Below are 20,566 nucleotides of genomic sequence, written 5' to 3'. Positions count from 1 at the left end.
TTCCTACGTCTAGCGAAAGCAGGTACAGCTATGACGTAGAGAGCAGGTGATTATTGCTGAATTATTAGTGCACTGCTGTACTAGGGAGTCATAGCCTCATGTTCACGTTTCAGTTCTGCCAAGCATTCGTGGGCAGTCCAGAACTGGTTGGTCGGAGTAAGGACCGCCTTGTAGGGCAGAGGGCCGGCGCCGCTTTTCTTCAGCGCTGCCAGTGCCTGGTTGAGACGGTTGTCATCAAAGAATGCAAAAACGATCATGGTATCGGCCAGGGCGCTGCCGGTATAATTTCCTTCGGCGGGTACCGCGTCTTTTATACCCGCCAGTACGCCGAGCGGCTGGTGATACTCTTCCTCTTTCACATGTTTCAAGCGAACATGCAGGGGAAAAAGTGCCATTTCGATTTTTAACAGCTTTTCTTTATCGGGAACGTGAAAAAGTAAGATAGTTTCTTTCATGGATAGTCCTCCTTATTTTTTTAATATTGTAATCTATTTGGGAAAAGATTGAAAGGGCTGAGGAAGGAAAAAATTGTTATTGACAAATCAATAACAAGGATATATAGTTGTATTAACACAATAGTACAGAATGAGGAGGGAGATCATGATAGAGATCAAAAACCTGACCAAGATTTATAAACTGAATAAAAAGCAGATGAAGGAATCCAAGACGACAAACCCCGTAAAGACTGCTGTTAATGACCTGAGCCTTACGGCAAAACCGGGCGAGATATACGGCCTTTTGGGACCAAACGGCGCGGGGAAGACAACGACGCTGCGGTGTATCTCTACCATCATCAAGCCGACAAAAGGCGAGATCTATGTTTCCGGCCATGAAGTGCAGAAGGAGCCGGAAATGGTGCGGGAGAAGCTCGGCTTTCTGACAGGGGATATAAAGCTGGATCCTCAGTTTTCTGTGGATTATATGTTTGATTTCTTCGGAAGATTACATAACATTCCGGAGGATAGGCTCAAAGCGAGAAAAGAGGAGCTTTTTGAATACTTTGGGATTAAAGACTTTTCCCAGAAAAAAATCAAAGAACTTTCTACAGGTATGGCACAGAAAGCTGCAATCGCGGTGTGTCTGGTTCATGATCCTGATATCGTAATCTTTGACGAACCGACCAATGGGCTGGATGTAGTGACGGCACGCGGCGTTACTGATTATTTAAGAAAATTAAGAGACGAAGGCAAACTGGTGATTATCTCCACGCATGTCATGTCAGAAGCCGAAAAAATCTGTGACAGGATCGGAATTATCATTGATGGTTGCAAGGTGGCTGAGGGAAGCCTGGATCAGATACTTCATGATACAAACACAGAGGATCTGGAAGATGCCTTTTTCGAACTTTACAGAATTCAGAAAGGAGGAAAGTAAGATGAGCGGGATTAAACAGATATGCGGGAAAGAGCTGGCAAGGGTTTTCAAAGACAAGAAGATGATCTTCTCAGTATTTTTCCTTCCGGTGATTATTATGGTTGGTATTATGACTCTGGTCAGCAGTCTGAGCAGCAGCGCTCAGGAAGATGTCGAATCGCACAAGGCGATCGTATATCTCCAGAATGCGCCGGCAGGTTTTGAAGAATTTTTAAAGGCTGCGGACAAAGAATGCGATGTATATACGGTCAGCGACAGGGCCGAGACCGAAGATATGATAAAAAACGGAGGGGCCGATCTGCTGATCGAATTTCCGGAAGGCTTTTTGGATGAGGTTTCCAGTTATCAGACAGGAGCGCCAACCCCTCAGGTTAAGACGTATTACAATCCGTCGGAAGACTATTCACGCGCGGCATATGACACAATATCAAATGGCGTCCTGGAGTCATACAGACAGCTGCTCTTATCCGACCGTGTGGAGGACATGGAAGGTCTTACCGTATTTACAGTAAATTCGGATAATCCCGAAATGGTAATTCAGGACGAGGAGAAAGCCAGCGGCAAGGTTCTGGGAATGATGCTTCCTTATTTTGTAACCATCCTGTTATTTGCGGGGGCTATGGGAATCGGTACTGATATGGTGGCCGGGGAGAAGGAAAGGGGCACGATGGCAAGCCTTCTGGTTTCCCCGATCAAGAGAAGCTCCATTGTACTTGGAAAAGTATTTTCACTGATGATTATCTCCGGAGTATCCTCTGTCGTATATGTGGGTGCAATGGTTGCCTTTATGCCGCAGATGATGAGCGGCATGGGCGGAGATATGGGACTGGATCTGTCGTTGAATCCAAAGCAGATCGGAATGATGGCCGCTTTGCTTGTGGCAATTGCATTTCTGTATTCGGCAATTATCGTCCTGGTATCCGTATTTGCCAAGACCGTGAAGGAGGCCAATTCTTACGTGATGCCGGTTTACATGCTGGTTCTGGTGCTTGGGATCACGACAATGTTTACAACAAAGACCCCGCACGAATGGTTCTACGCCGTGCCGATCTATAACACATCGCTTACGCTGCAGGGCATTCTGACGCAGGAAGTGACTATGATGCAGTATGGGATGACACTGGGCGTAACACTAGTTCTGGGAGCCGTATTAATCGGTGTGATTGCAAAAGCATTTGAAAGTGAAAAGGTAATGGCAATTTAACACGCATTTCAGAGTGCCCGCATATAGTAACAGTGAGAGAAGCTGCTGCTGTATGCGGGTATTTTTGGTGTGGTGATATTATGAGATTATGTGAATTGCGGGAAAAGGAAGTTATTAATGTATGCGACTGTAAAAGGCTTGGATGCGTTGTGGATGTGGATATCGACATCAAAGAGGGACGGGTGGAGGCCATCATCATTCCGGGGCCGGGGAAAATCTGCGGATTCCTTGGAACAGACTGTGAATATGTCATTCCGTGGCACTGCATCAAGAAGATCGGTCCCGATATTATTTTGGTGGAAATAAGGGAGGAAAAGTTTTTGCAAAAGTTCTAGTTATTGTGTATAATGGGGGAAGAAATGGGAGGAAAGGCGGAATATATTATGAAATGTCCTTATTGTGGAAACCCCGACACAAGAGTAATTGATTCTAGGCCTGCAGAAGATAATAATTCTATACGCAGAAGACGTTCCTGTGACGAGTGTGGAAAACGTTTCACAACCTATGAAAAGGTTGAAACTATTCCGCTGATCGTTATCAAAAAAGACAATAACAGAGAACAGTATGACCGCGCGAAGATTGAGCAGGGCATTTTAAGTGCCTGCTATAAAAGACCGGTTCCGGCATCGGAGATTCAGCGGACGATAGATGCCGTGGAACTGGAGATATTCAACCGCGAGGAAAAAGAGATACCGAGCAGTATGATCGGTGAGATTGTGATGGACAAGCTCAGGGCTCTGGATCCGGTGGCTTATGTGCGGTTCGCTTCCGTATATCGGGAGTTTAAAGATGTAAACACCTTTATGGCGGAACTGAAGGAATTTTTAGAGTAGAGGGGGGCGCCTTCCCGGGATGGTGAATGAGACGCCGGAGGGGATTTGTGCAGGTGTTTTTGGATACCGGGCGTTTAGCCTAGTTTCCGTAAGGATAAAATAGAAAAATCTGATGGAACCAGCAACATGCGGCGCCAAATCTGATGATTTGGCGCCTTAGTTGCTTCAAACTTTGCTTGGGAAAGCAAAGTTTGTCCATCAGATTTTTCTATTTTATCCTAACGGAAACACGGCACACTTTAGGCATCTAAAAACACCTGCACAAATCCCCTCCGGCGTCTCATTCACCATCCCGGGAAGGCGGCGCTCATCCTGGCGGGTGGCCGGAGATGGCGGACGGAGGCGGCGCGAGGGGATGCTGGGGGGAGAATGTTATAGCGCCTTAAGTTGGAAACTGTGGGCCAGGGGGCAGGTATATGCAGAATAATGTGTGTTCAAAGGGCACGCCGTAACTCATGCCCTGCGGGCGGATCCGCAGTAGACTGCGGAATAAGGTATGTCCAAAGGGCGCGCCGTAATGTATACCCTGGCGGGCGGGACGGCAGTATGGGGGCAGAATAATGTTCTGCTTTTGTTAGATTATGTCTACCAGTTTGGCGGCGGCGTCCTGGAGCATTTGGTAGAAGGCGGGCTCGTCGGAGGTGCATTTGTGTTTGCCTTCTTCTATTATGGATATGAGGTCTTTTAGGTCCTGATTATCGGGGTCATCCTCCAGGCGGAGTTGGCACAGGCGCTGGGAGGCCTCTATTAAGCGGAGGGGGCCGTAGATGTGAGGCTCGTTTTCCAGGCCGGCGGCGCTGGTTATCATGTAGATTAAGAGTTCGAGGCTGGCTTCTTTGTTTTTCATTTATTTTCCTCCCATTGATTGAAGTATAGGATTTCTTCCAGGGGTTTTCTTCTGGGGTCTCTTGGGTCTCCTTCGGGGTAGCCTATGGACATTAGCATTTCTATACGGTATGTATCGGGGAGACAGAGGAGTTTGCGTACGGCGGCATCGGTGTAGGACTTGATGGCGCAGGTGCCGAGGCCCTCTTCGAGTGCCGCCAGCATGATGTTTTCGGCCGCCATGGAGGCGTCCATCATGCAGCCGTAGATTTCAGCATTGCGGGAGTGGCTCAGGGCATATTCCATATCGGAACAGATTACTAGGATGACGGGCGGATGGCCGCTGAGTCCGGGACTGAACATGTCCACTTTAGCGACGAGGTCCGGTTCGGTCACAAAGAAAAATTTCCATGCCTGTAGATTGCTGGCACTGGGCGCGAGCCTGCCGGCATCGGCCAGCCTGCGCAGAATGTCTTCCGGGACCGGGGTGTCCTTGAAGTTCCGGATACTTCTGCGTGATTTAATTGCTTCTGTAATGTTCATTGCAATACCTCACTTTTCATAATTATTTGATTCATTTTATAATGAATCCGCTATATAAACCATAAAAAAATTATATCATAAAATCGGGATTTAGCAACGGGCTTTAGTCCCGGGGCGGATGGGGACGCTCCATAAAGGGATACCCGAAAACCTCCCGGAGAACATCCATGTCCTTTCAAAAACGCGGCCGCGGACCTAAGAAATTCTAGGCGGGAAACAGCCCTGAAAATGGAGCACCACTGACACATCACGAGAAATCCGATGATTTCTCGCGCTGGGTCAGCTGATTTTTGGATTCGGAATCCAAAAATCTCTCCATTTTCAGGGCTGTTTCCCACCAAGAATTTCTAAGGTTCGCTTTGAGCGTTTTTGAAAGGACATGGATGTTCTCCGGGAGGCTTTCGGCTATCCCTTCATGGAGCTGACGCATCCAACCGGCAGGAAAAGGACTCGTAACTAAGGTGGGGCCTCAAGCGGGGGTCAGCGTATGGATATAGAATTGGTGGTACTTTTATGTCCCTAGTAGGTGTACAAAAGCAAGGGGATACGGTTCCAGTATCAAAATAATTCAATACACATCTTGAAGATGAAAAGACACGCATAGCCAATCCACATCCGCTGCCCTGGTCCGGGATCCCACCCGGTTGGCGGGTTTTCCTGCCGATTGGATGAGCCAGCTTTATGACAGGGAGGCCGGGGAGGCGCTGGGGCTGTATATGCCGTTGCGAAATGCTGGAGTGCGCTTAGTGTTTCTTGAACAGCCGCTGCCGGATAGGCGGGGAAACACTTGATCTCCGAATCAAGTGTTTGCTGAACCCAGCGCGGGAAATCATCAGATTTCCCGTGATGTGTTCAGCGTACCCGCCTAGCCGGCAGCGGCTGTTCTAGAAACACTTAGCAGCACGGGTGCATATCGCAACGGCATATACAGCCCCAGCGCCTCCCCGGCCTCCCTGTCATGAAGCGTCCCCGTCCATCGACAAGTCTAAAACTAGCCAACTAAATCCCGATTTAAAGGCTTGCCAAATTGCCCCAAATCCTTTACAATTAAGTCGACAATTTAATAATGAAGGTTATTTGAAGAAGGAGACAAACATGAAGAGAAGAGTAACAGGGATTCTTTTAGTGCTCACTATGGCTGTAACTGTTGCACTGAGCGGATGTTCAGGTGACAAGGAGAAGCAGAAGTCAACGACGGAGAATAAACTTTCAGGAAACCCAGTCGAGGGCGGGAGTATCAAGGTAGGTATATCCCAGGATTTAGACAGTCTTGACCCACATAAAGCAGTTGCGGCAGGAACAAAAGAGGTTTTATTTAACATTTATGAAGGCTTGGTTAAGCCGGACAAAGATGGTAATTTAATTGAGGCCGTGGCGAGCGATTATGCAATTTCGGATGATGCAAAGGTGTATACATTTACTTTGCGTGATGGGGTGAAGTTCCATAATGGGAATGACGTGACGGCGGAAGATGTAAAATATTCGATAGACAGATGCGCTGATACGTCAAATGGTGATCCATTGGTATCGGCGTATTCTATTATAGAGAGTGTGAATATTCTGGATGATAAGACCGTGGAAATCCGCCTCAACGAACCGAATACGGAATTTCTTGCCTATATGACGACTGCGGTGATCCCGAAGGATTATGATGCCCTGGAGACAGCTCCGGTGGGAACGGGGCCGTTTAAGTATGTGTCACGCAGCCCTCAGGAAAATGTGGTTCTGGAGAAAAATGAGGATTACTGGGGAGAGAAGGCGCATCTGGACAAGGTGGAGTTTAAGATTGTGGCGGATGCGGACATGCTGGTGACCAATCTCAAGGGCGGTTCTATTGACATGGCAATGCGTCTGACTTCCAGCCAGGCGGCGGAGCTGACGGATGGTTTTCATATAGAAGAGGGCACCATGAACCTGGTGCAGGCGCTGTATCTGAATAACGATGCCAAACCCCTGGACAATGAGAAGGTGAGGCAGGCGCTGTGCTATGCTGTCAATCCGGATGAAATCATGGATATGATGGCCGACGGAAAAGGCGTGCGCATCGGTACGAGCATGTATCCCGGATTGAAGAAGTATTATGATGAAGAATACGCGCACTATTATGAGCAGGATTATGAGAAGGCAAAAGAACTGCTAAAAGAGGCGGGATATCCGGATGGTTTTGATCTGGATATTACCGTCAGCTCTGCGGACCAGCCGCATGTAGATACGGCTCAGATTATTGCGGAAGAATTGAAGAATATCGGTGTCAATGTGACGATTAAGCCGATTGAGTGGGAGGCATGGCTGGAAGATGTCTATGCAAACCGCGATTTCCAGTCCACCGTAGTGGGTGTCGACGCATCCAATCTGTCCGCCCGCGCGATGTTGGAAAGATTTACATCCGACAACAGCGGCAACTTTATTAACTTTAAGGATGCGGAGTATGACAGCAAATTCAAAGAAGCCATCTCTGCCGTTGAGGAAGAAAAACAGACGGCGCTTTATAAGGAGCTGGAGGGGATTCTGGCTGAGAAGGCTGCCAATGTATATATCCAGGATCTGGCTAATCTGGTGGCTGTAAGTGACAAATACGATGGATATACATTCTATCCGCTGTATGTGCAGGATATGGCGTCAATTTATATGGTGGAATAGATAGAATTGTTACGGAAAATACACATTCAGATGCAAATGGGGCATAATAGGATGAAAGTCTTTTAAGCTCCGGGGAGGTAAGTATGAAATTTGTTTTAAAAAAAATAGCAGGTCTTATAATCGCATTATTAATTGTCAGCGTACTTGCCTTCCTCGCGTTTGAAGTAATTCCCGGGGATCCGGCCAGGTCGATTCTGGGTACGGAAGCTACGGAGAGCAAAGTCCAGGCTCTGCGGGAGGAGATGGGACTGAACCGTCCCCTGCCGCAGCGTTATGGACAGTGGGTGAAGGATTTTGTCACAGGAGATATGGGAACTTCTTATTCTTACCAGGTTCCGGTCAGAGAAATGATTGGGGATAAAGTACCCATTACGGCAGCGATGACTTCGATGGCATTTGTCTTCATCCTGTTGTTTTCCATACCGGTCAGCCTGCTGAGTGTGAGATATGCGAATAAATTTGCGGACAGGCTGTTTTTGGTTTTAAATCAGATTACCATGTCGGTTCCGCCATTTTTTGTTGGCATTATCTTTACTGTATTATTCGGGCTTACGTTTCGGCTCTTTACACCTGGGGGATATGTGCCTTATACGGAGAGTGTGGGCGGCTTTCTGGGTTATCTGGTTCTGCCGTCCATTGCAATAGCGCTTCCAAAGGCGGCAATGACAACCAAGATGCTGAGGAATTCTCTGTTGGAGGAAATGCACAAGGACTATATACGTACGGCCATGAGCCGGGGCAACAGTCCGTGGAGAATGCTGGTCAGGCATGCGTTCCGTAACGGGATACTTCCCGTTGTTACGTTTCTGGGGATGGCAATTGCAGATATGATAGCCAACAGCATTGTGATCGAGCAGGTCTTTGGGATACCGGGGCTTGGTCGGACTCTGATTTCCTCAATTTCATCGCGGGACTATCCGGTGGTGGAAGCGGTGATTGTCCTGATAGCAGTTATTATACTGGTGGTCAATGTGATTGTGGATCTGCTGTACCGGAAACTGGATAAACGGATTGAGATTTAGGGGTATGAAAGTGAAGAAGCAGCGAATAAAAAATGGGAAAATGGGAAAAACTGGATATAACTTTACATTTGGCATAGTGCTTACCATCATCATGGCAGCCCTGATTGTGCTCGGCTTTTTCTGGACCCCTTATGATACAGAAGCTATGCAGGGGTCCGTGAAACTGAATGCGCCGTCGCTTTTGCACATTTTCGGAACAGATCAGTTTGGCCGTGACATATTCAGCCGAGTACTTGCGGGAGCAGGCAGTACTTTTTTGATTGCAGCCGGCACGATATTGATCGGCGGCGGGATCGGGATTATCGTGGGAGCGGTAACCGGGTATTTCGGGGGCTGGCTGGACGAGGGGCTGATGCGGGTTAATGATGCCGTGGCGGCTTTTCCAAGCGTGCTGCTTGCACTGGTCATCATTACCGTGTGGGGAACCGGGAAATATAAGGTTATGCTGGCTCTTGGAATTGCATTTATCCCCAGCTTTGCCAGAATTGTGCGGGGAGAATTCATGCGCTGCCGGGAGGCGGACTATGTAACCAGCGCCAGGCTGATCGGGGTATCTGCCCCGAGAATCCTATTTGTGCACATCCTTCCGAATATTCTGCCGGCGCTGCTTTCCGCACTGACGATCGGATTTAATAACGCAGTGCTTGCGGAAGCGGGCTTAAGCTATCTGGGAATCGGCGTGCAGCCGCCGGATGCCAGCCTGGGAAGAATGTTGTCGGAATCCCAGACGTATCTGGCAAGCGGACCGTGGTGCGCGGTATTTCCCGGGCTGTTCCTGGTACTTATAGTGCTGGGGGCAGGAATGCTCGGAGAAGGGATTCTGGACAGGTTCGGAGGTGGAAGATCATGATGAGAGTAGAGAACTTGTCCATCCATTTTGGAGAGGGCGGTGAAACGCAGGAGGTTGTGCGGGGCATTTCTTTCTGCCTCCAGGATGGTGAAATCCTCGGGATCGTCGGGGAATCCGGGTCCGGAAAAACCATGACAGCGCTGACAATTGCGGGGCTTTTGAAGGAGCAGGCAGTACTGGATTGCGGCAGTATTTTTCTGGATGATACAGATCTGCTGAAGCTGTCTCCAAGACAGATGAGAGACATCCAGGGCAGGGACATCAGCATGATATTCCAGGAGCCGATGACAGCCCTGAATCCTACGATGAAGATCGGCAGACAAGTGGAGGAAGCGCTTGTGCTGCATACGAAGCTTTCAAAGGAAGAACGCAGGCAAAAGGCGGTGCGGGCGCTTCAGGATGTGGAGCTGGAAGATCCGGAGGACCTGTACGGGAAGTATCCCCACGAATTGTCAGGGGGCATGCGGCAGCGGGTTATGATTGCAGCTGCTATTGTATGCAGGCCCAGGGTGCTGATTGCGGATGAGCCCACAACGGCGCTGGATGTGGGGACCCAGGACAGCATTTTAAAATTGCTGAAAAAGCTGAATCAGAAATATCATATGGGGATCCTGTTCATTTCACATAATCTCCGGGTGGTCAACGAGCTGTGCAGCCGCGTGCTGGTCATGAAAGACGGGGTGATCGTGGAGGAAGGGGCAGCCGGGGATATCTTTGAACATCCCGGAACGCCTTATACAAAAGAGCTGGTTGCAGCAATTCCGGGCAGGACAAAGAGCACTGCTTTTTATAAACTCCTGAGAGCAAAGGCAGGTGAGTGAGATGGCGGAGAAGGTACTGGAGCTGAAAGCTGTAAATGCATATTACAAAGAAGGAAAACGAAAAAAACAGGTACTGGAAGACATAACATTTGCACTATATGAAGGAGAGATTGTCGGACTGGTCGGCGAAAGCGGCAGCGGCAAGTCTACATTGTGCAAATGTATTCTGGGGCTGCTCAGGGAATACGAGGGCGAGATCATTCATTATACAGAACACCCCCAGATGATATTTCAGGATCCCTTTGGTTCCCTCAATCCGAAGAAGACCATCGGCTGGATTCTGGAAGAGCCGCTTAAGATCCGTGGGGGATATTCCAAAGAAGAACGCAGAAAAAGGGCGGAGGAAATGCTGATGCAGGTGCACCTTCCGAGGGAGTTTTACCGGCGCTATCCGCGGGAATTGAGCGGAGGGCAGCGCCAGCGGGTAAGCATTGCGCTGGCACTCATTACGGGAACCAGATTCATTCTTGCCGATGAGCCTCTGTCTGCGCTGGACGTGACGGTACAGGCGCAGATCATAGAGTTGTTGAAAGAACTGCAGAAAAAAGAAAAGATATGTTACTTGTTTGTATCTCATGATTTGGATGTGGTCAGCATGCTGTGCAGCAGGGTGCTCTTTTTAAAAGACCGGAAAGTGGAGGAATATGCGGACATATAAATTGACGGTAGTATATGACGGCAGCCGGTACCAGGGCTGGCAGAGGCAGAAAAGCACGGAGAGAACCATTCAGGGAATTCTGGAAAGGGCAGTCTCTGAGGTCACGGGACGTGAAACGGAGATTAACGGCTCCGGCAGAACCGACGGAGGCGTGCATGCCAAAGGGCAGACCGCCAGTATGGTGCTGCCCGGCAAAGTGGAAGAAACGGGATTCTGCGCGAGCCTGAACGAAGCGCTGCCCGAGGATATCCGTGTGAAGGAGATGACGCTCGTCAAAAACGGGTTCCATGCGCGGTTCAATGCGAAAGGGAAACGTTATGAATACTTTATTGACACCAGGGAAAAACCAGATGTTTTTACCAGGAAATATTGTTTTCATTATCCGCATGAGCTGAATATTTCTGCAATGGAAGAAGCTGCGGGGTATCTGATCGGAACACATGATTTTGCAGGATTTACAGATAAAAAAGATGAAATAACCACAATACGGACAATTTATGATATAATCATTGAGAAACAGGACAGCAAAATAAGGATGGAATATTATGGGACAGGCTTTTTATACCATATGGTCCGTATTTTAACAGGGACGCTGCTGGAGGTCGGCACGGGTGAGAAAAGACCCGAGGAGGCTGCTGCGGCGCTGGAAGCGGGAAACCGGGAGTATGCGGGATTTCTGGCTCCGGCCAGGGGACTGTTTCTGAAGGAAGTTTACTATAATAAGGGCAGATAAAAATGTGTATTCATTTGGATGGAGTCGGATTACGGGGAAGGAGAGAGTTCTTTGTTCCGGTTGTCCGGCTTTTGTATATTTGAAATAAGACTGCTCCATAAAAGATAAGGAGGTTTATATGAAGTTTATTTCGTGGAATGTGAATGGAATCCGTGCATGTGTGCAGAAGGGGTTTCTGGAATTCTTCAGCCAGGCGGACGCGGACATCTTCTGCATACAGGAAACTAAAATGCAGGAAGGGCAGCTTGAGCTGGAACTGGACGGCTATCACCAATACTGGAACTATGCGGTGAAGAAGGGATATTCGGGGACGGCGGTATTTTCAAAGACAGAGCCGCTTTCCGTGGTAAATGGTATCGGAATTGAGGAACACGATCAGGAGGGGCGCGTGATCACGCTGGAGTATGATGATTTTTACTTTGTTACGGTTTATACGCCGAACTCCCAGAATGAGCTTGCACGCCTGGATTACCGGATGAAATGGGAGGACGACTTCCGCGCCTGGCTGAAAAAGCTGGAAGAGAAGAAACCGGTTGTCGTGACGGGCGATATGAATGTGGCGCACAAAGAAATCGATCTGAAGAATCCCAAAACGAACCGGAAGAACGCCGGTTTTACGGATGAGGAGCGGCAGAAGTTCACGGAACTTTTGGAGGCGGGGTTTATTGATACGTACCGGTATTTTTATCCGGAGCAGGAGGGGGTATACTCCTGGTGGTCCTACCGTTTCCGTGCCCGCGAGAAGAATGCGGGGTGGCGCATCGACTATTTCTGTGTGTCCGAATGCCTGAAGGACAGGCTGGTAGATGCGGGGATACTGACAGACATTATGGGATCGGACCATTGCCCTGTTATGCTGGAAATGAACGAAAAGTAATCACTGAGAGATTAGGAGGCAGTCATTGTGACGAAAATAGATATTATATCCGGCTTTTTGGGCGCCGGTAAGACTACATTTATCAAGAAGATGCTGAAAGAGGCGTTTGGCGGGGAACAGGTCGTACTGATTGAGAATGAATTCGGCGAGATCGGGATTGACGGCGGTTTTCTGAAGGAATCCGGGATCGAGATTCGGGAGATGAATTCGGGATGTATCTGCTGTTCACTGGTCGGTGATTTTGGAAAATCCCTGAAGGAAGTGGTGGGAACTTATCACCCGGACCGTATCCTGATTGAGCCCTCCGGCGTTGGGAAGCTTTCGGATGTGATCAAAGCCGTGCAGGATGTCCAGGAGGAGATCGACGCGGAGCTGAACAGTTTTACGACCGTGGTTGATGCTATGAAGTGCCGGCTGTACAGAAATAATTTCGGGGAATTTTTCAGCAATCAGGTGGAATATGCCGGGGCTATTATTTTGAGCCGTACAGATAAGGCTCAACCGGAGAAAGTGGAGGAGAGTTATCAGATCCTTCGGGAATTGAATGAGAAGGCTCCGATTATTACCACGCCGATTGCAGAACTGCCGGGGGATAAGCTGCTGGAGACGATGGAACACAGTAAAACGCTGGAGGAAGAACTGCTGGCGGAGATCATGTGTCCGGAATGCGGAGGACATCATGAGCATGGGGAGAGCTGCGGATGCGGGCACGACCATCACCATGAAGGACAGGGATGCTGCCATGAAGGGGACGGGCACCATCATGAGGAAGAGGGGCATAGTCATGGAGAATGCTGCGGCCATCATCATGAGGAACATGGGCATAGCCATGGAGAATGCTGCGGCCATCATCATGAAGAGCATGAGCACAGTCATGAGGAGCATGCAGATTCCTGTGGGTGCGGCCATGACCACCATCACCATGATCACGGGCACCATCATGCGGATGAGGTGTTCTCAAGTTGGGGAAGAGAGACGATTAAGACCTACACAAAAGAGGAAATTGAGCATATTCTGAAAGCTCTCGAATCCGATGAATCATTCGGAGTTATTCTGAGGGCAAAGGGGATGGTTGCCGGGGAAAATGACTGGATCTATTTTGATATGGTTCCCGGGGAGCACGAGGTGCGCAGCGGTGCTGCCGAGTATACCGGCAGACTCTGTGTGATCGGTTCGAACCTGAATGAGGGAAAACTGGGGGATCTGTTTGGAATAAAATAAGCAGCAGCCTGACGGCGGCCTGTGCAGGAGCAGGCTGCTGTAAAGAATGGAGAGATTAAATAATGAACGAACCTGATGTTATGGTATATTTGATGACCGGATTTCTGGACAGCGGCAAAACGGAATTTTTAAAGTTTACACTTTCACAGGATTATTTCCAGATCGAGGGAACCACACTTCTGATTCTCTGTGAGGAGGGCGAAGTGGAGTACGATCCGCAGGAAATGCTGGAGTACAACGTGAGAATTGAGCGTGTGCAGGAACAGGCAGAACTGACAGAGGTATGGCTGGAGGAAATGGACGCTAAGTATCATCCGGAGCGTGTTGTGATTGAGTATAACGGGATGTGGAAGGTCAGCGATTTTGAGAAGATGAAACTTCCCGAGGGCTGGGGAATCGAGCAGAAGCTGACAACCGTGGATGCCAGCACATTCCAGATGTATCTGACGAACCTGAAGCCTCTGTTTGTGGAGATGGTGCGGGATTCCGAGATGGTGGTATTTAACCGATGCACGGACAGAAAGCCTCTGGCTGGGTACCGGAGGAGCGTCAAGGTCGTGAGTCCCCAGGCGGAAGTGATATTCGAGGATGAAAACGGGGAAGTGGAAAATATTTTCCTGGATGAGGTTCCCTATGATCTGGATGCGCCGGTTATCGAGGTGCGGCGGGAAGACTACGGGATCTGGTATGTGGATGTGATGGAACATCCAAAACGGTACAAGGGGAAGACGGTGGAATTTACGGCGCGGGTACTGAAGCCGAAGGGATTTCCGTCAAAAGTATTCATGCCGGGGCGTATGGCAATGACCTGCTGCGCAGATGATACGACATTTCTCGGATATGTGTGTAAAAGCCCCTACGCCCCTAAGCTCAAAAAAGGACAGTGGGTGAAGATCCGGGCTAAGATCGGGTTCGCAAGAGTGTCTGTATACGGCGGTGTTGGTCCGGTTCTGGAGGCAGAGCACATAGAGGACGATGAGGCAATTGAGGAACTGGTTTATTTCAATTAAATGGTTACTGTACACACCCTTTGGGCGTGCACAGTAACATGAAATGCACGCTGGAGTTTTATAAAAGGATTGCAGAAAGATTTGATTTGCGTTAAAATTATAACAAATACAGGAATAAGGAGATAGGTCTATGGAAAAGCAATTTGATGTAATCGCAATGGGAGAACTGCTGATTGATTTTACAATGAATGGTGAGAGCGAACAGGGAAACAACATGTTCGAAGCATGTCCCGGCGGCGCTCCCTGCAATGTGCTTGCCATGTTGAATAAACTGGGAAAAAAGACGGCATTTCTTGGAAAAGTGGGGCAGGACCAGTTCGGGGTTCTGCTGAAAAATACGCTGGATGAGGCGGGGATCGATACTTCTAATTTAAAGATGGATGCGGATGTCAATACGACGCTTGCTTTTGTACATACCTTTCCTGACGGGGACCGGGAGTTTTCTTTCTACCGCAATCCGGGTGCAGATATGAAGCTGACGGCGGACGAGATTGACGCAGAATTTTTAAAGAAAGCAAAGCTGTTCCATTTTGGCACCCTGTCCATGACGCATGACGGCGTCCGTGAGGCCACGAAAAAGGCGCTGGATATCGCGAAAGAGAACGGGCTTTTGATTTCATTTGACCCGAATCTGCGCCCGCCGCTCTGGAGTTCCCTGGAGCTTGCAAAGGAACAGATGGAATATGGTTTCCAGTTCTGCGATATCCTGAAGATCTCTGACAATGAGATTCAGTTCGTGTCCGGCAAAGAGGATTATGATGAGGGAATCCAGTATCTGCAGGAGAAATATCATATTCCGCTGATCCTGCTGACGCTCGGCAAAGACGGAAGCCGTGCCTACTATAAAGACATGCGTGTAGAGAGAAGCGGGTTTAAGATGGATACGATTGAGACGACGGGCGCAGGAGATACGTTCTGCGGAAGTTCGCTGAATTATGTGCTTGAGCATGGTATGGAGGATCTGACGGAGGAACAGCTGGGTGAGATGATGACCTTTGCAAATGCTGCGGCAGCTTTGATAACGACGCGGAAGGGAGCTATCCGTTCTATGCCTGAAAAAGAGGACGTTCTGGAAGTAATAGGACGGTAAGGAGGCAGTTGGAGAGGGACGGATGGGGGCGCAAAATGAAGGGATAGCCGCCAGCCTCCTAAGGGCACACATGCCGTTCCGATTTGCGGACACAGACCTAAGAAATTCTAAGAAGCAGCCAGCCGCGAAAGTGGGGCACGGGATGGCACATCACGAGAAATCGGATGATTTCTCGCGCTGGGCCATCCGCTTTTATGATTCGGAATCATAAAAGCTCCCCACTTTCGCGGCGGGCTGCTTCTAAGAATTTCTAAGGCCTGCTTTAGCAATTCGGAACGGCATGTGTGCCCTTAGGAGGCTGGCGGCTATCCCTTCATTTTGCTGGGTGCATCCAATCGGCAGTAAAGGTTGTCAACTGGGGGTGGCTTCGTAACGGGGGCAGCGTATTGAGTCGTTTGGTGTTATAGAATAGCAACGGTACATAGAAAAAGAAAGTTATATTTTATTCTGCAGCTCTGTTGCAGACCTGCCCCGAAGGGGCAGGTATTACGGGGTGCCTTTTGGGTATAGTTAATTCCACATTAGTGCTACGCTCGCAGAGCAGGATTACTTTTCCGGGCTGCCGCTGTCCGCAGGCAGCACAGCCAGCGCCTGGCTTCCCATCTCGAGATAACGCTGTTCTGCCACCGCCTTCTCATATCCTGTCACACCCCCGTCCTGGTTTGGATCGTTAAAATAGTAGTACTCCTCATCCCATCCCACCAGCAGCAGACAATGTTCCTCCGCCGGCCACGTAAAATACTTCCCCGTTTCCAGTATGGTCCACCCATTTCCTTCGTAGGTTGGCTGCATATCAATGGTCGCCCAGATGATCACCGGTATCTCCTGTCCGATGTATTTCTCCGTAATCTGCTTAAGGCGCGTTCCGGTCAGATCTTTCACCCGGTCCGCTCCTGCTGCCGCTGCAAGCGCATCATGAATCACCGGTGCAAAACAGCCAAATCCACTGCCGGTCCTTGGATCTCCGATAAAATAATAGTAGGGGCTGTTGCCGTAATACTCGCCGTCCTTTTCATAATAAGTCCCGATTCTCAGGTACTTGTCAATAAAGTCATCCACAGAAACATCAACCCCGGCATATTGAAGCGCCATGACAGCGGTCACGCTCTCACAGCCCGTTGGATAATCGTTCTGGCTCAGAAATGGAACTGGCAGGATCTTTTTCTCTGGCTGTGTTTCTAAAGAGCCGGACGGATCCTGCTTATCGCTTTCTCCCGCCCGGCTCTCCTCGATTGCCGTTTCTTCATTTCCTGCAGCAGCCGTGCCCCTTTGCCCTGCCTTTGTATACAAAATGCTGGCGGCCGCAATGCCTCCGATCAGTATGATTCTGAGCCGCTGCCTCCTATATCTGCTGTCTCTGCCATTTTCTGCCATTGTACACCGCTGTGTTTGCTTCTTATATATATTATAATCACCAGGGATTGTCCTATATTCTGAAGGATCTAAAAAAACGGAATACAATTCTTTACTGTTGACACCCCAGCCGGTTCTATTTTTTGACGGAATGTTCCCGGAGCTGCCGTATCATATCAGCGATGGTCTGATGCAGAGGCCTGGGGTGGTATCCAAGTTCACGGCTGGCCTTCTCATGTGAAAAGTTTCCGTTAGAAGTCAGGGTATACATGGCATAGGGGGTGAACACGGGGGTTTTCTTCCAGCATTTATAGTGGAGCTGTGCAAAAGGGGCCGCACATTTGGCAGTCCAGGCTGGCAGGAAGAGACGGGGTTTTTTCTGTCCGGCTGCTTTTGACATTTCTGTGAATAATTCTTTCAGTGAGATAAAGCGGTTGGAGAGTATATAGCATTCCCCGCTTCTGCCTTTTTGGGCGGCCTTAATGGCCCCGGAAGCCACATCTCTTACGTCCACGAAGTCGTACCCGCCGTGTACGGCCACCGGCATGCCCTTTTTCGTATAATTGGATATCATATGCATCAGGCTTCCCGCCGGGCGCTCTGCGGGGCCTATAATCCCGGACGGATGTACGACGACTGCATCCAGCCCGCGTGCGGCACTGTCCAGAACATACTGGGTGGCCTCTGCCTTGGTCTTTGCGTAATATCCCGTGACGTGTCCGGGGGAAAAGGTCCGGATCTCGGAAATAACCTTATGCTGCGGCGCCTCGGGGATTGCATGAACGCTGCTTACATATACCAGGCGTTTGATATGGTGTCGGATACAGGCGTCCACCACATTTTTCGTGCCCTCCACATTGACGGCGTATACACCCGGTGTTTTCCCGCCGTAGATGGAGATCAGGCCGGCACAGTGGATCAGGATGAGATCCTCTGCCGGGCCGGAATCTTCCTGCAGAAAAAGAGGTTCCAGCGTATCCGGGAGGCAGACGTCCCCTGTGATCCAGGTGAGGTTTGGGGAAGAAGTACGGATCAGTCCGGCTTCGGAGGGCAGTATAAATGCCCGCACTGTATTCCCCTCTCTGACCAGTTCCGAAACGATATGGCTGCCAAGATGGCCGGCGGCTCCGGTAACGATATATATTGTATTTTTCATAATCAACACCTCCCGATCATGATGGAACATCCCTGATGTGCAGCGGTGAAATACATACCGCCAGGGGCAGGAATATTCTGCTGTCTGGGTGTTACTATTCACGGGGCCGTGCACCCCGCTGCACGGCATCCGAGCCATTAAAGTAATGGAGCCGGGCATCTGGGCCCACGCCCCAGGCGACTTTAAATGGCCCAGATGCCGTTATTATGCGCGGCCCCTGGGCCGTGAATAGTAACGTCTGGGTAAATCCGGTGAAAGATATACGACACAGCGTTGCTTTTTGTTCTTATTTTAAATATAATAGAGGTATCAGAAAATGGCAACCGCCAGATTAGGTGTATCTGTAAGTAATACAACAAAAACGAAAGAAGTGTTGATTGTTCATGAAAAATTCAAATTTAGACCGCAGGATCAAGTATACAAGAAAAATGATCAGGCACAGTTTTCTGCAGCTGCTGGAGGAAAAACCGCTGGGAAAAATCACAGTTAAGGAGATCTGCGAAAAGGCCGACATCAACAGGGCCACTTTTTATGCTCATTATGAGGACGTGTATGACCTTCTCTGCAAGATTGAGGAGGAATTTTATCAGGAGGTACTCTCATTTGCGGGGGATATGGGGCAGGAAAATCTTACAGGAATTCTGCCGGCTGAAATATTAAAAAAAATCAGAGAGAATGAAGAGCTGTGCAAAGCGATGTTCAGCAAATATGGAGATAAAGAATTTCTTGCCAGGATGATGTATTTTGCAAAGGCAGATTCTCTCGTCGCCTGGAAAAGGCTGTATCCGGGAATGGAAGAGGAACGGCTGGAGTGGCTGTATGAATTTATCGTAAATGGCTGTGAGGGGATTATACGGAAATGGGCATTGAACGGATTTGAGGCAGAACCGGAAGAGATCGCAGAGTTCATGGCCCGGATGTTCCGGAGCTGTGTACAGGGGATGGAAACGGGGGAGAGAGGTGCATAGGGGGCTGACCCCTTTGCTTCTATTTTTGTGCCCACACAGCATATACTTATTTTAAGCAAATATACTCTGGAGTTTTTTATGAGACAAAGGCTGTTCAAGGTCAGTTTTAGTGCGTTTCTGGTTATTATGATTTTAGGATGTTCGGTGAAGTATATGGCGGGTCATGCCAAGGTGGCGAGTAATGTAAGCGGAAGGGAGCTTCCCATCTATTCCGTGGACACACCTGAGAAGAAGGCTGCGCTCACCTTTGATGCCGCATGGGGCAATGAGTCTATGCAGAAGCTTCTGGAGATTCTGGCAAAATACAAGATCCATGCGACTTTCTTTACGACGGGGGGATGGGTGGAGAAATACCCGGAGGATGTGAAAGCCATACTGGCGGCGGGACATGACCTGGGAAACCACAGTGAGACACACCCGAATATGAGCCAGCTTTCCGAGGCGGAACAGGAAGCGGAAATCATGGGCGTGCACGACAAGGTAAAGAAGCTTACAGGCTATGATATGCAGCTGTTCCGCGCTCCCTACGGGGATTACAATGATACGGTGATCCGGACTGCCGCGAAATGCGGATATTATGCGATTCAGTGGGACGTGGACAGTCTGGACTGGAAGGATTATGGCGAACAGAACATCATTGATACAGTTCTGGATAACAAATCCCTGCAGAACGGCTCCATTATCCTCTGCCATAATGGCGCAAAGTATACGGCGGACGCGTTGGAAAAGGTGATTACAGGACTTCAGGAAAAAGGGTACCAGATTGTACCGGTTTCGGAGCTGATCTATAAGGAAGACTATCATATGGATGCATCCGGAAGGCAGATTAAAAGCAGATAAAAATTTAACATTAGGACTTTCCTTTTTGTACAAGATAGTGTACAATATTGAATCGGTGATGAAATATTGCCACGTAACAAGCGGTTCCATCAAATGTCAATGGATGGGTGTACTCTATAGCAATCAGGAGGTAAGAACCATGGCGGGGGAAATATTAACAGCGAACGCAGTAAGAGTGGGATTTGCAACTGTTAACGAGATTCAGGAATTTGTACAGCTTATCAAGGAATATAAAGGAGATCTTGATATGGCGCAGGGAAGAATGACCGTGGATGCCAAGTCAATTTTAGGAATCTGCAGCCTTAATATGCATGACGAAATGGAACTCCAGGTACACAGCGGAGAGTTTGAAAAACTCAAAAGTAAAATACGCAAATTCATAAAATAAAAAAATGAAAAAAGTCGGATAAGAAAGTTTGACATTTTTTCACAGGGTCGTTATAATAAGACGAAACAAGGGCGTTTTCTTCAGGGGAGAGAACGCCCATTTTTAAATTCCAGAAAACTTTTCCGCAGGCAAGCCTGTAAACAGAAACAAAATAAGCACG

General features: G+C 48.9%; 22 protein-coding genes. 17 read left to right on the top strand and 5 right to left on the bottom strand.

The annotated features are described in order from the left end of the window. Nucleotides 1–80: 80 nt before the first annotated feature. Nucleotides 81–455 (bottom strand): DUF3783 domain-containing protein, encoded by a 375-nt coding sequence (locus BN1938_RS16875; protein WP_050641692.1) that lies wholly within the window; start codon nucleotides 453–455, stop codon nucleotides 81–83. A 145-nt stretch (nucleotides 456–600) separates the two neighbouring features. Between BN1938_RS16875 and BN1938_RS16870 the strand changes: the two genes are divergently transcribed. The 4 genes from BN1938_RS16870 to nrdR all read left to right on the top strand — a co-directional run bounded on the left by BN1938_RS16870 (nucleotide 601) and on the right by nrdR (nucleotide 3,411). Next, nucleotides 601–1,374 carry an ABC transporter ATP-binding protein gene (locus BN1938_RS16870; protein ID WP_025654861.1) on the top strand — a complete coding sequence of 258 codons (774 nt, stop codon included), beginning with the start codon at nucleotides 601–603 and terminating at the stop codon, nucleotides 1,372–1,374. Nucleotide 1,375: 1 nt separating this feature from the next. After that, nucleotides 1,376–2,578: an ABC transporter permease gene (locus tag BN1938_RS16865; protein WP_050641691.1), complete on the top strand. Its 1,203-nt coding sequence runs from the start codon at nucleotides 1,376–1,378 to the stop codon at nucleotides 2,576–2,578. 80 nt (nucleotides 2,579–2,658) lie between these two features. After that, nucleotides 2,659–2,913, top strand: a complete 255-nt coding sequence (locus tag BN1938_RS16860; RefSeq protein ID WP_025654863.1) for a YlmC/YmxH family sporulation protein — start codon at nucleotides 2,659–2,661, stop codon at nucleotides 2,911–2,913. A 48-nt stretch (nucleotides 2,914–2,961) separates the two neighbouring features. Beyond that, the gene (gene nrdR, locus BN1938_RS16855; protein WP_025654864.1) at nucleotides 2,962–3,411 is read left to right on the top strand and encodes a transcriptional regulator NrdR; all 450 of its coding nucleotides are present in this window, start codon (nucleotides 2,962–2,964) and stop codon (nucleotides 3,409–3,411) included. A 574-nt stretch (nucleotides 3,412–3,985) separates the two neighbouring features. Here the strand turns inward: nrdR and BN1938_RS16850 are convergent. Then, entirely contained in the window at nucleotides 3,986–4,258 is a 273-nt protein-coding gene (locus tag BN1938_RS16850; RefSeq protein ID WP_050641690.1) for a DUF6092 family protein, read from the bottom strand. Next, nucleotides 4,255–4,779, bottom strand: coding sequence for a nitroreductase family protein (locus BN1938_RS16845; protein ID WP_050641689.1), 525 nt, complete (start codon nucleotides 4,777–4,779; stop codon nucleotides 4,255–4,257). Before BN1938_RS16845 ends, BN1938_RS16850 begins: the two co-directional genes overlap by 4 nt. A 1,095-nt stretch (nucleotides 4,780–5,874) precedes the next feature. On the opposite strand from BN1938_RS16845, the gene BN1938_RS16840 reads away from it, so the two are divergent. The 10 genes from BN1938_RS16840 (at nucleotide 5,875) to BN1938_RS16795 (ending at nucleotide 15,701) form a co-directional block, all read left to right on the top strand. Further along, the gene (locus BN1938_RS16840; protein ID WP_050641688.1) at nucleotides 5,875–7,419 is read left to right on the top strand and encodes an ABC transporter substrate-binding protein; all 1,545 of its coding nucleotides are present in this window, start codon (nucleotides 5,875–5,877) and stop codon (nucleotides 7,417–7,419) included. 83 nt (nucleotides 7,420–7,502) lie between these two features. Further along, entirely contained in the window at nucleotides 7,503–8,441 is a 939-nt protein-coding gene (locus BN1938_RS16835; protein WP_050641687.1) for an ABC transporter permease, read from the top strand. Nucleotides 8,442–8,445: 4 nt separating this feature from the next. After that, nucleotides 8,446–9,291 (top strand): ABC transporter permease, encoded by an 846-nt coding sequence (locus BN1938_RS16830; protein WP_173020115.1) that lies wholly within the window; start codon nucleotides 8,446–8,448, stop codon nucleotides 9,289–9,291. Beyond that, a complete protein-coding gene (locus BN1938_RS16825) occupies nucleotides 9,288–10,112 on the top strand; it encodes an ABC transporter ATP-binding protein (RefSeq protein ID WP_050641686.1) in 825 nt (274 codons plus the stop codon). Before BN1938_RS16830 ends, BN1938_RS16825 begins: the two co-directional genes overlap by 4 nt. A gap of 1 nt (nucleotide 10,113) precedes the next feature. Continuing rightward, nucleotides 10,114–10,770: an ABC transporter ATP-binding protein gene (locus tag BN1938_RS16820; protein WP_050641685.1), complete on the top strand. Its 657-nt coding sequence runs from the start codon at nucleotides 10,114–10,116 to the stop codon at nucleotides 10,768–10,770. After that, nucleotides 10,757–11,503, top strand: coding sequence for a tRNA pseudouridine(38-40) synthase TruA (gene truA / locus BN1938_RS16815; protein WP_050641684.1), 747 nt, complete (start codon nucleotides 10,757–10,759; stop codon nucleotides 11,501–11,503). Before BN1938_RS16820 ends, truA begins: the two co-directional genes overlap by 14 nt. 118 nt (nucleotides 11,504–11,621) lie before the next feature. Beyond that, on the top strand, nucleotides 11,622–12,380 hold the full coding sequence (locus BN1938_RS16810; protein WP_050641683.1) for an exodeoxyribonuclease III: 759 nt from the start codon (nucleotides 11,622–11,624) through the stop codon (nucleotides 12,378–12,380). A 27-nt stretch (nucleotides 12,381–12,407) separates the two neighbouring features. After that, the gene (locus BN1938_RS16805) at nucleotides 12,408–13,601 is read left to right on the top strand and encodes a CobW family GTP-binding protein (protein WP_050641682.1); all 1,194 of its coding nucleotides are present in this window, start codon (nucleotides 12,408–12,410) and stop codon (nucleotides 13,599–13,601) included. Nucleotides 13,602–13,663: 62 nt separating this feature from the next. Beyond that, nucleotides 13,664–14,611 (top strand): TIGR03943 family putative permease subunit, encoded by a 948-nt coding sequence (locus BN1938_RS16800; RefSeq protein ID WP_050641681.1) that lies wholly within the window; start codon nucleotides 13,664–13,666, stop codon nucleotides 14,609–14,611. 130 nt (nucleotides 14,612–14,741) lie between these two features. Continuing rightward, nucleotides 14,742–15,701, top strand: a complete 960-nt coding sequence (locus BN1938_RS16795; protein WP_050641680.1) for a carbohydrate kinase family protein — start codon at nucleotides 14,742–14,744, stop codon at nucleotides 15,699–15,701. A 546-nt stretch (nucleotides 15,702–16,247) separates the two neighbouring features. Here BN1938_RS16795 and BN1938_RS16785 read toward each other — a convergent pair. Both BN1938_RS16785 and BN1938_RS16780 read right to left on the bottom strand, forming a co-directional pair. Then, complete coding sequence (locus BN1938_RS16785; protein ID WP_050641678.1) at nucleotides 16,248–17,075, bottom strand: C39 family peptidase; 828 nt, start codon at nucleotides 17,073–17,075, stop codon at nucleotides 16,248–16,250. Nucleotides 17,076–17,190: 115 nt separating this feature from the next. Next, nucleotides 17,191–18,210 (bottom strand): NAD-dependent epimerase/dehydratase family protein, encoded by a 1,020-nt coding sequence (locus tag BN1938_RS16780; RefSeq protein WP_050641677.1) that lies wholly within the window; start codon nucleotides 18,208–18,210, stop codon nucleotides 17,191–17,193. A gap of 383 nt (nucleotides 18,211–18,593) precedes the next feature. On the opposite strand from BN1938_RS16780, the gene BN1938_RS16775 reads away from it, so the two are divergent. The 3 genes from BN1938_RS16775 (at nucleotide 18,594) to BN1938_RS16765 (ending at nucleotide 20,406) form a co-directional block, all read left to right on the top strand. After that, nucleotides 18,594–19,178 carry a TetR/AcrR family transcriptional regulator gene (locus tag BN1938_RS16775; RefSeq protein WP_050641676.1) on the top strand — a complete coding sequence of 195 codons (585 nt, stop codon included), beginning with the start codon at nucleotides 18,594–18,596 and terminating at the stop codon, nucleotides 19,176–19,178. 78 nt (nucleotides 19,179–19,256) lie between these two features. Then, a complete protein-coding gene (locus BN1938_RS16770; RefSeq protein WP_050641675.1) occupies nucleotides 19,257–20,018 on the top strand; it encodes a polysaccharide deacetylase family protein in 762 nt (253 codons plus the stop codon). A gap of 139 nt (nucleotides 20,019–20,157) precedes the next feature. Continuing rightward, nucleotides 20,158–20,406: an HPr family phosphocarrier protein gene (locus BN1938_RS16765; RefSeq protein WP_050641674.1), complete on the top strand. Its 249-nt coding sequence runs from the start codon at nucleotides 20,158–20,160 to the stop codon at nucleotides 20,404–20,406. The last annotated feature ends 160 nt before the right edge of the window (nucleotides 20,407–20,566 follow it).

The organism is Eubacterium sp. SB2 (genome assembly GCF_001244405.1).
Classification (GTDB): Bacteria; Bacillota; Clostridia; order Lachnospirales; family Lachnospiraceae; genus Faecalicatena; species Faecalicatena contortus_B.
The sequence above is the reverse complement of the archived record's forward strand: the minus strand, read 5'-3'. Positions and strand labels throughout refer to the sequence as shown.

Excerpts from the sequence above, each read along its gene's own strand:
- BN1938_RS16875 (WP_050641692.1), bottom strand. The coding sequence starts at position 455 with ATGAAAGAAACTATCTTACTTTTTCACGTTCCCGATAAAGAAAAGCTG.
- BN1938_RS16870 (WP_025654861.1), top strand. The coding sequence starts at position 601 with ATGATAGAGATCAAAAACCTGACCAAGATTTATAAACTGAATAAAAAG.
- BN1938_RS16865 (WP_050641691.1), top strand. The coding sequence starts at position 1,376 with ATGAGCGGGATTAAACAGATATGCGGGAAAGAGCTGGCAAGGGTTTTC.
- BN1938_RS16860 (WP_025654863.1), top strand. The coding sequence starts at position 2,659 with ATGAGATTATGTGAATTGCGGGAAAAGGAAGTTATTAATGTATGCGAC.
- nrdR (WP_025654864.1), top strand. The coding sequence starts at position 2,962 with ATGAAATGTCCTTATTGTGGAAACCCCGACACAAGAGTAATTGATTCT.
- BN1938_RS16850 (WP_050641690.1), bottom strand. The coding sequence starts at position 4,258 with ATGAAAAACAAAGAAGCCAGCCTCGAACTCTTAATCTACATGATAACC.
- BN1938_RS16845 (WP_050641689.1), bottom strand. The coding sequence starts at position 4,779 with ATGAACATTACAGAAGCAATTAAATCACGCAGAAGTATCCGGAACTTC.
- BN1938_RS16840 (WP_050641688.1), top strand. The coding sequence starts at position 5,875 with ATGAAGAGAAGAGTAACAGGGATTCTTTTAGTGCTCACTATGGCTGTA.
- BN1938_RS16835 (WP_050641687.1), top strand. The coding sequence starts at position 7,503 with ATGAAATTTGTTTTAAAAAAAATAGCAGGTCTTATAATCGCATTATTA.
- BN1938_RS16830 (WP_173020115.1), top strand. The coding sequence starts at position 8,446 with ATGAAAGTGAAGAAGCAGCGAATAAAAAATGGGAAAATGGGAAAAACT.
- BN1938_RS16825 (WP_050641686.1), top strand. The coding sequence starts at position 9,288 with ATGATGAGAGTAGAGAACTTGTCCATCCATTTTGGAGAGGGCGGTGAA.
- BN1938_RS16820 (WP_050641685.1), top strand. The coding sequence starts at position 10,114 with ATGGCGGAGAAGGTACTGGAGCTGAAAGCTGTAAATGCATATTACAAA.
- truA (WP_050641684.1), top strand. The coding sequence starts at position 10,757 with ATGCGGACATATAAATTGACGGTAGTATATGACGGCAGCCGGTACCAG.
- BN1938_RS16810 (WP_050641683.1), top strand. The coding sequence starts at position 11,622 with ATGAAGTTTATTTCGTGGAATGTGAATGGAATCCGTGCATGTGTGCAG.
- BN1938_RS16800 (WP_050641681.1), top strand. The coding sequence starts at position 13,664 with ATGAACGAACCTGATGTTATGGTATATTTGATGACCGGATTTCTGGAC.
- BN1938_RS16795 (WP_050641680.1), top strand. The coding sequence starts at position 14,742 with ATGGAAAAGCAATTTGATGTAATCGCAATGGGAGAACTGCTGATTGAT.
- BN1938_RS16785 (WP_050641678.1), bottom strand. The coding sequence starts at position 17,075 with ATGGCAGAAAATGGCAGAGACAGCAGATATAGGAGGCAGCGGCTCAGA.
- BN1938_RS16780 (WP_050641677.1), bottom strand. The coding sequence starts at position 18,210 with ATGAAAAATACAATATATATCGTTACCGGAGCCGCCGGCCATCTTGGC.
- BN1938_RS16775 (WP_050641676.1), top strand. The coding sequence starts at position 18,594 with ATGAAAAATTCAAATTTAGACCGCAGGATCAAGTATACAAGAAAAATG.
- BN1938_RS16770 (WP_050641675.1), top strand. The coding sequence starts at position 19,257 with ATGAGACAAAGGCTGTTCAAGGTCAGTTTTAGTGCGTTTCTGGTTATT.
- BN1938_RS16765 (WP_050641674.1), top strand. The coding sequence starts at position 20,158 with ATGGCGGGGGAAATATTAACAGCGAACGCAGTAAGAGTGGGATTTGCA.